We start from the raw sequence: 6,447 nt of genomic DNA, 5'->3' as shown, positions 1-6,447 counted from the left end.
GGTGCCAAAACCCAACACCTCTCCTGCTCAGGCCCGTGGCCTGTGGGGCAAGCCGTCGTTCATCTATCAGCCAGAGACCGATACTTATCGCTGTCCCGTCGGCGAGCAACTCCAGAGGAGCCACGCCTGAGATAGTTATGTCTCCGTCGAAGATTAACTTCCAAAGCGGGCCGCATTGGGCACAGTCCGCGATAAAGTGAACGGTGCTGCTCGATCTTTGCTTCGCAAGTGCGGTTTGACCAATAGGCCAGCTCAGAGTTTTCCGTCTGAATTCGTCCCCTGACCGGTGCTGCCAGACAATCTCCACCCCAGCAAATGGCAGCCACGGACCTATCCACAAGCTGGCATTACACGACGTCAATCCCTGCCGTTCCGAGATGCTCTTACACCATTTGGTGGAGGGGACGCCGGGCAATGGAACGTTATAATGCTGAATCCCGGAATGCTCAGTTAAGGGGGGAATTAGGCGCCTCACCTGTCTTGTTTTGACATAGGCGACTTGTGCAGGTGCGCACTAAACCGCCGCCGTGGCGGCGCAGCTAAATTACAACAATGAAGCGGAGGACACCGACATCCGGTGAAAGGAGCTCAAACTGCGCCCTCCATGGCCGAAGGGTAGACCCCAAAAATCAGTCAAGCTTCTGACGTGATCTTGTCCTCATGGGGGCAATGGCTAGACATGACTCAGGGAAAGCCAGCCAACGTTCGTGCACTGGTATGGAAAATGGCGGAAGACTTCACCCCGGTAAGTCTGGCGCTTTTTGCTCCTGATTAGGCCGTGCGATGCATGTAGAATTGCTGTGGCAACATCACTATGTGCGATGTTCGTTGCGTGAACACTTGGACGGAAGACCAAAACCCGGTCAGCAGGGAACGCCCCCGAACACCGAAGTTTCCGTGGCACAGCCGGCAGCTACGTCGCGCCATAACCGCTTAGATCGTCATTAGCAAGTTTAGTCGGCCGGGGCGACCGGCGTTCCGGATGTCGTCGTGCGCGGCGGAAACTGGACGTTTTTGCGGCCCTGGCGTGGCGAATGCATATTTATACACTGTATAAGGAAATTTCAGCAATCAGCTCAAACTTATGAGATGACTATTGATGAAATTGGTTAGTTGTTCGGAAAATACAATTTAGTACATTCCATATTATTACTAGTCCAACAACAGTCAAAATGCTAGTTTGACCTCTATATTATTATGCCTTATTGTTCTTGCTAGATATTCCCAGGAGAACTCGCATAATGATGCATAAAACCGGTGGCATTGTCGCCGCGCTTTCCGTTGCCTTTTTGTCGGTAGCCAGCGTCCCAGCCTTCGCCCAGGAAACCGCCGAAACCGGCGCCTGTGGTACCGGCCGCACGATCGATATTGCCGAGATGACCTGGCCCTCCGCGGCCGCCTTGGCTCAGATCCATGCCAAAATTCTTGACGCCGGCTTTGACTGCAATGTCGAAATCGTCACCGGCGACACCGTCCCCACCACCAGCTCCATGGTCTTGCGCGGCTCACCCGCCGTTGCACCGGAGCTATGGACCAGCACCGTGCAGGACCAGTGGGACGCTGCTGTTAACGAAGGCTCGGATCGGCGTAGTCGATCTGTGCAGGAAAGCCCGCGGACGCCGGCGTTCCAAGTCGGTCAACCTCGACAATGTAGGGCACCAACTTGACCTGCGTGCTCTGGTACAGCGCGTAGCTCGTCCCGATCAGCGCCATAGTCAAAGAGACTACCGCCACGATGCGCCAGGTGTTTGCTGCCTTGACGAAACCGCCATAGCGCTCATTCCACTCAAGGCGGGCGGCCAGATACGGGTTGTCTGGAGGTATTTGTTTTGACATGGGAATTTCTCGGTGCTTCGGGCTGCCTTACGGCTTGCCGGACTTTTGGCCGGAAGGAGGGGCTTTTGGCCCCCGGGCGTCGCTAGCGGCGAGCTTGGCATTGGCCAGCCCCATGGTTGTGGTGCCGAAGCTGCCGGGTCCACCGATTGCCTGGTCCTTGATGGCCGAGGCGGTAGCGGCCAGCCCTCGAACGGCGGTCGAGGCGGTAGCGGCCGTTCCAGCCGCGGCAGCGCCGGTGAAACCACCCTTTTCAAATGCGCCTGCTGCCGCTCGCCCGCCGGCGCCGATTGCTGTCGCTCCCATCGCGGCTACGCCTGCGCCAAACTGATAGCCGTTCATCGTGGGTCGGGCCGCTTCCATACCACTGGTGACAGAGACGCCCTGAATGACGCCCGAAATCATGGGCGGCAACAGCATCGAAACGTAGGCGATCACGATGGCCAGCCCCGCGATCGAGGCAGGACCGATGAAAGTCTGGTCAATGTCAGGAGCCGCCGCGACATCGATTAAGGTTTGGGCGCCGATGGCCGCGACCATCACAAGCACCATGATCTTCATACCAACAGAGAAGGCGTAGATCAGATACTTGATGGCAAAATCCTTGGTGTAAGAGGAGCCACCGAAGCCTAGCAGGATCATTCCGGCGAGCAGGCCGACATACATTTCAAGGATGACGGCAAGCAAGATTGCGGCGACTAAACCAAAAGCCGCGATCACCGCCAATGCACAGATGCCAACGATGACGTTCTTGCCGAAGTCGCCTGGGTTCCACCATGCCAGTTGTTGCGTCATGCGGTTGGCGACATCGATCCCCGCATCGAAAACGGCGGCTGGCGAAACATCACCGGAGCCAGAGCCGATCTGAAACAGGCTGCTGACAACGGCTTTCGCGAGGTCTGGGCCGTTCGTCAGCACGAACAGAAAAAAGCCGATGAACAGGATGCGGCGCACCAGCTCGGAAAAGAAGCTCTCAAGGGTACTGCCCTGTATCGCCAGCCAGACGGCCGCAATGCCGACCTCGATAACGGCCAGAATCCAAAAGAGGCTGGTTGCGTGCTGCATCAACACCGTTTCCCAGTTTCGGGCCTGCAGGGTGATCGACTGCTGCACGGTTTCGACGACGTTGTTCGGCGTCTGGCCATGGGCTTGAGAAACTAGGAACAATGCGCCGACAAATATAAGGCTCACGAAATATGAGGGCTTCATGCTCACCACTCCGGAGTGAAAGGCGTTTCGTCGCCGACTACGGTGTCGAATTTTCCGTCGGATGGGCTCGCGTCGATCGGTGCTGTTTCCAAAGCGGCTCGCCGTTTCACAAGGGTGAGGTGAGCGAACCCGACTCCGGTTGCGACCAACACAATAATGAGCACAAAGGTGACGCGCGAAGGTTGCTTCATGTCACCACTCAGGACTAAACGGGGCTTCGTCGCCGACGCTGACGCCGCTATCCGCACCAAAAAAGAGCTCGTTCTCGGCCTGCGCATTGTCGCGCTGCGTTTGCTCTGATTGGTACCAGGTGCCCATCATGGTCATTTGCTGAGAAACGAGACCGCGCAGCTTCTGCATCTGGGCAACCTGTTGCGCGGCAATCTGGTGGCCGACCTGCAGAGCTTGCATTTGGCCAACGGAAGTCCCCGACATCGACCGCAATTGCTCCATCGTCCCCTCCTCGGACGAGAACTGTTCGGCCGTCAGGTTGGCAGCCCGCAGCGTCCCTGCGATCGTGTCCCGATTGGTTTCGGACCAGCTCTGATATGCTGATGAAAAATCCTCGCCATCGAGTGGATTTTCCAAAAAGTCGCTGTAGCTTTGAAAACGCTGTTTAAGGACGTCATCGACGTTGCCCATGGAGAAAGCGATGCCTTCCCCCTGCCCCACGATCGACTGCAGTTGCCCAAGGTCCTGTTCGACCTGGCCCCAAACCTCTTCGGGCAGCTTGAGCGTGTTTTGCAGCATGTTCTCGTAGATCCGCAGCTGGTTCTGAATCTGCTCGACCTGATGCGCGATCTGCGTGACCTGATTGTCGATCTGGATGCCGGACTGTCCGGCGAGGCCAATGAGCTCAGCATTGTTCAGGATCTGGGTGAATTCGGTAGCACCCACGAGCTGTCCCGCGGCCTGAGCCGGCATTGCGATGGCAGTGCTGATGAAAAAACTGATGGGGAGGCTAATCAGAGAGTTGATGCGCATGCGTGATCCCTCGTTCAGAAAGCCAATGACCCGGCCACTCATCGCCGAATTGCTGATGTAAAGCGGTGATGCGCTTAAGATCGTCCTTGCCGCTTGCGCCCACGAAACTCAACGTTACCGGCCCGAGCGCCATATCGAACAAGCGCCGACCGTCCGGCGAGACCACGTAATATTCGCGCTTGGGCATGGCGCCGGCGACGATCTCAATTTGCCGGTCGTTAAAGCCGATGCGTTCATAGAATTCGCGCGTGCCGGGCTCGCGGGCTGCGCCGTTTGGCAGGCAGATCTTGGTGGGACAAGATTCCTTGAGCACGTCGATAATGCCGGAGCGTTCAGCGTCTGAAATCGACTGCGTGGCCAGCACCACGGCGCAGTTGGCCTTGCGCAGGACTTTGAGCCATTCCCGAATTTTATCGCGGAACACCGGGTGCCCCAGCATCAACCAGGCCTCATCGAGGATGATGAGGCTGGGCGCACCAGTGAGGCGTTTTTCGATACGCCGAAACAGATAAAGCAGGACCGGGACCAAGTTGCGCTCGCCCAGGTTCATCAGCGCCTCGATCTCAAATGTCTGGAAATTTGACAGCGTCAGGCCGTCCTGCTCTGCGTCGAGCAGATGGCCCATCGGTCCATCGACGGTGTAGTGCAGCAGCGCATCCTTGAGCTCGCGCAGTTGCACCCCAGAGACGAAGTCGGACAGCGAGCGGCGCTCCGTTTGTGCCATGAGGCCGAGTTGGCGAGAGATCGCGTTGCGATGATCAGGCGTGGTTTTGACACCCTGCAGAGCTATCAGCGTTTCAAGCCATTCGGCTGCCCAGGCGCGATCGCCAGTATGGTCGAGCGAAGACAATGGGCAGAATGCCAGTCCCTCCCCTGTCCCCACGTCATAGTGATCCCCACCCACTGCCAGGGTCAGCGGCAGCATCGAGCGTCCTTTGTCGAAGGCGAAAAGCTGGGCAGCCTGGTACCGGCGAAATTGGGCAGCGATCAGCGCCAGCAGGGTCGATTTGCCAGAACCGGTCGGCCCGAAGATCAAGGTGTGCCCAACATCGCCAGAGTGCAGGTTGAGGCGGAACGGCGTCGAACCGCTGGCGACCTGCATCAAGGGCGGTGAACCTTCCGGATAGAAGGGGCATGGACATACCGCGCTCCCAGCCCACACGGTATTGAGCGGAATGAGGTCGGCAAGGCTTCTTGTGTTGATCAAGGGTTCGCGGATGTTGGCGTACCAGTTCCCCGGCAAGCTGCCGAGAAATGCCTCAGTGGCATTCAGGGTCTCGATCCGTGCCGCGAAACCTTCCGATTGCACGAGCCGACGGATCGCTTCGGCCTGCGCTCGCAGTTGCCGATCGTCGTCACCAAAAAAAACGATGACCGGCGTATAGTAGCCATAGGCAACCAGTTGAGAGTTGGCCTCGGCAATCGCGTCCTCAGTTTCCGCCACCATAAGTGCAGCGTCCTGATCGATGCTGTTGGACCGTGTCTGAAACAGCTGGTCCATGAACGGGCGGACCTTTTGCAGCCACTTCTTGCGGGTGCGTTCTAGCTTTTGCCGCGCCTCGACCGGGTCGAGGAACATGAAGCGGCTCGACCAGCGGTAGCTCAACGGCATCGTATCGAGGACGTTGAGAATTCCTGGCCAGCTTTCGGCCGGGAAGCCATCGATCGCGACGACTGCCAGATGTCGATTATCGATTACCGGCGTCAGGCCGTGATGAAACTCGGCTGACACTAAAAAATCGAGATACATCGGGACGTCAGGTAGACGAATCGGATGGCTTTCGCCGACGAGGCAAAAGCGCACGAATTGCAGCAACTCGTCATATCGAACGGTCCGAGTGCCGCCGCGCTCCGAAGCCTCCTGCGTGACCATCCGACGAATGGAAACGACGTTGGCCATATACTGCTCGAACTCGCGTATGGCCGTGTTGAAGGCGGCCAGCGCGGTATCGGCAAACCGTTCGGTTCGAGATTCAGGGTCAGAATAGATGTACCGCGTCAGTCCGGACTTCCGGCGCTCGGGCTCGCGATAGGTCAAAATAATGGCGTGCTGGCTATCGAAATGCCCGTCGGCCGCCTCAAACCGTGTGCGACGTTCGTCGTCTATCATCGCACTGATCGGATCGGAGAAATGCGACTGATCCGCTTTGGCATAAGCCGTTGCTGGTATTCGTAATGCCTCGACCTGGATCATCCAGCCGGAGCCGAGACGCGCCAGAATGGCATTGATCTGGCGGGAGATTTCATTGCGCTCGATGTCGGTGGCACTCTCGCTATCGGGCCCTGCGAAATACCAGCCTGCCATCAACGAGCCGTCCTTGAGCAGCAGCACACCGTTGTCGACCAACCCCGCGTAAGGCAGCAGGTCGGAAAAGCTCGGGCCGGTTTGGCGAAATTGTTTGAGAGAAACCATCAGATGCC

Annotated in this window: 4 protein-coding genes and 1 pseudogene; 1 reads left to right on the top strand and 4 read right to left on the bottom strand. The window is 57.7% G+C overall.

What is annotated here, in order from left to right; translation table 11 throughout:
• Nucleotides 1-1,241 precede the first annotated feature (1,241 nt).
• Nucleotides 1,242-1,667, top strand: a complete 426-nt coding sequence (locus tag WH91_RS23575; protein ID WP_345840345.1) for a glycine betaine ABC transporter substrate-binding protein — start codon at nucleotides 1,242-1,244, stop codon at nucleotides 1,665-1,667.
• Here the strand turns inward: WH91_RS23575 and WH91_RS14785 are convergent.
• The 4 genes and pseudogenes from WH91_RS14785 to WH91_RS14765 form a co-directional block, all read right to left on the bottom strand.
• A pseudogene (locus tag WH91_RS14785) lies at nucleotides 1,579-1,836 on the bottom strand (VirB8/TrbF family protein); the annotation flags it as partial. The gene WH91_RS23575 and the pseudogene WH91_RS14785 sit on opposite strands and share 89 nt — an antisense overlap.
• A 27-nt stretch (nucleotides 1,837-1,863) precedes the next feature.
• Nucleotides 1,864-3,042, bottom strand: coding sequence for a P-type conjugative transfer protein TrbL (trbL, locus tag WH91_RS14780; RefSeq protein WP_074797643.1), 1,179 nt, complete (start codon nucleotides 3,040-3,042; stop codon nucleotides 1,864-1,866).
• A 192-nt stretch (nucleotides 3,043-3,234) separates the two neighbouring features.
• A complete protein-coding gene (gene trbJ, locus WH91_RS14770; RefSeq protein ID WP_046171779.1) occupies nucleotides 3,235-4,026 on the bottom strand; it encodes a P-type conjugative transfer protein TrbJ in 792 nt (263 codons plus the stop codon).
• Nucleotides 4,004-6,439 carry a conjugal transfer protein TrbE gene (locus WH91_RS14765; protein ID WP_046171778.1) on the bottom strand — a complete coding sequence of 812 codons (2,436 nt, stop codon included), beginning with the start codon at nucleotides 6,437-6,439 and terminating at the stop codon, nucleotides 4,004-4,006. The genes trbJ and WH91_RS14765 overlap by 23 nt, the downstream gene beginning before the upstream one ends.
• Between the last annotated feature and the right edge of the window lie 8 nt (nucleotides 6,440-6,447).

This window comes from Devosia psychrophila, assembly GCF_000971275.1.
Classification (GTDB): domain Bacteria; phylum Pseudomonadota; class Alphaproteobacteria; order Rhizobiales; family Devosiaceae; genus Devosia; species Devosia psychrophila.
This window is presented reverse-complemented; position numbering and strand designations above follow the sequence as displayed.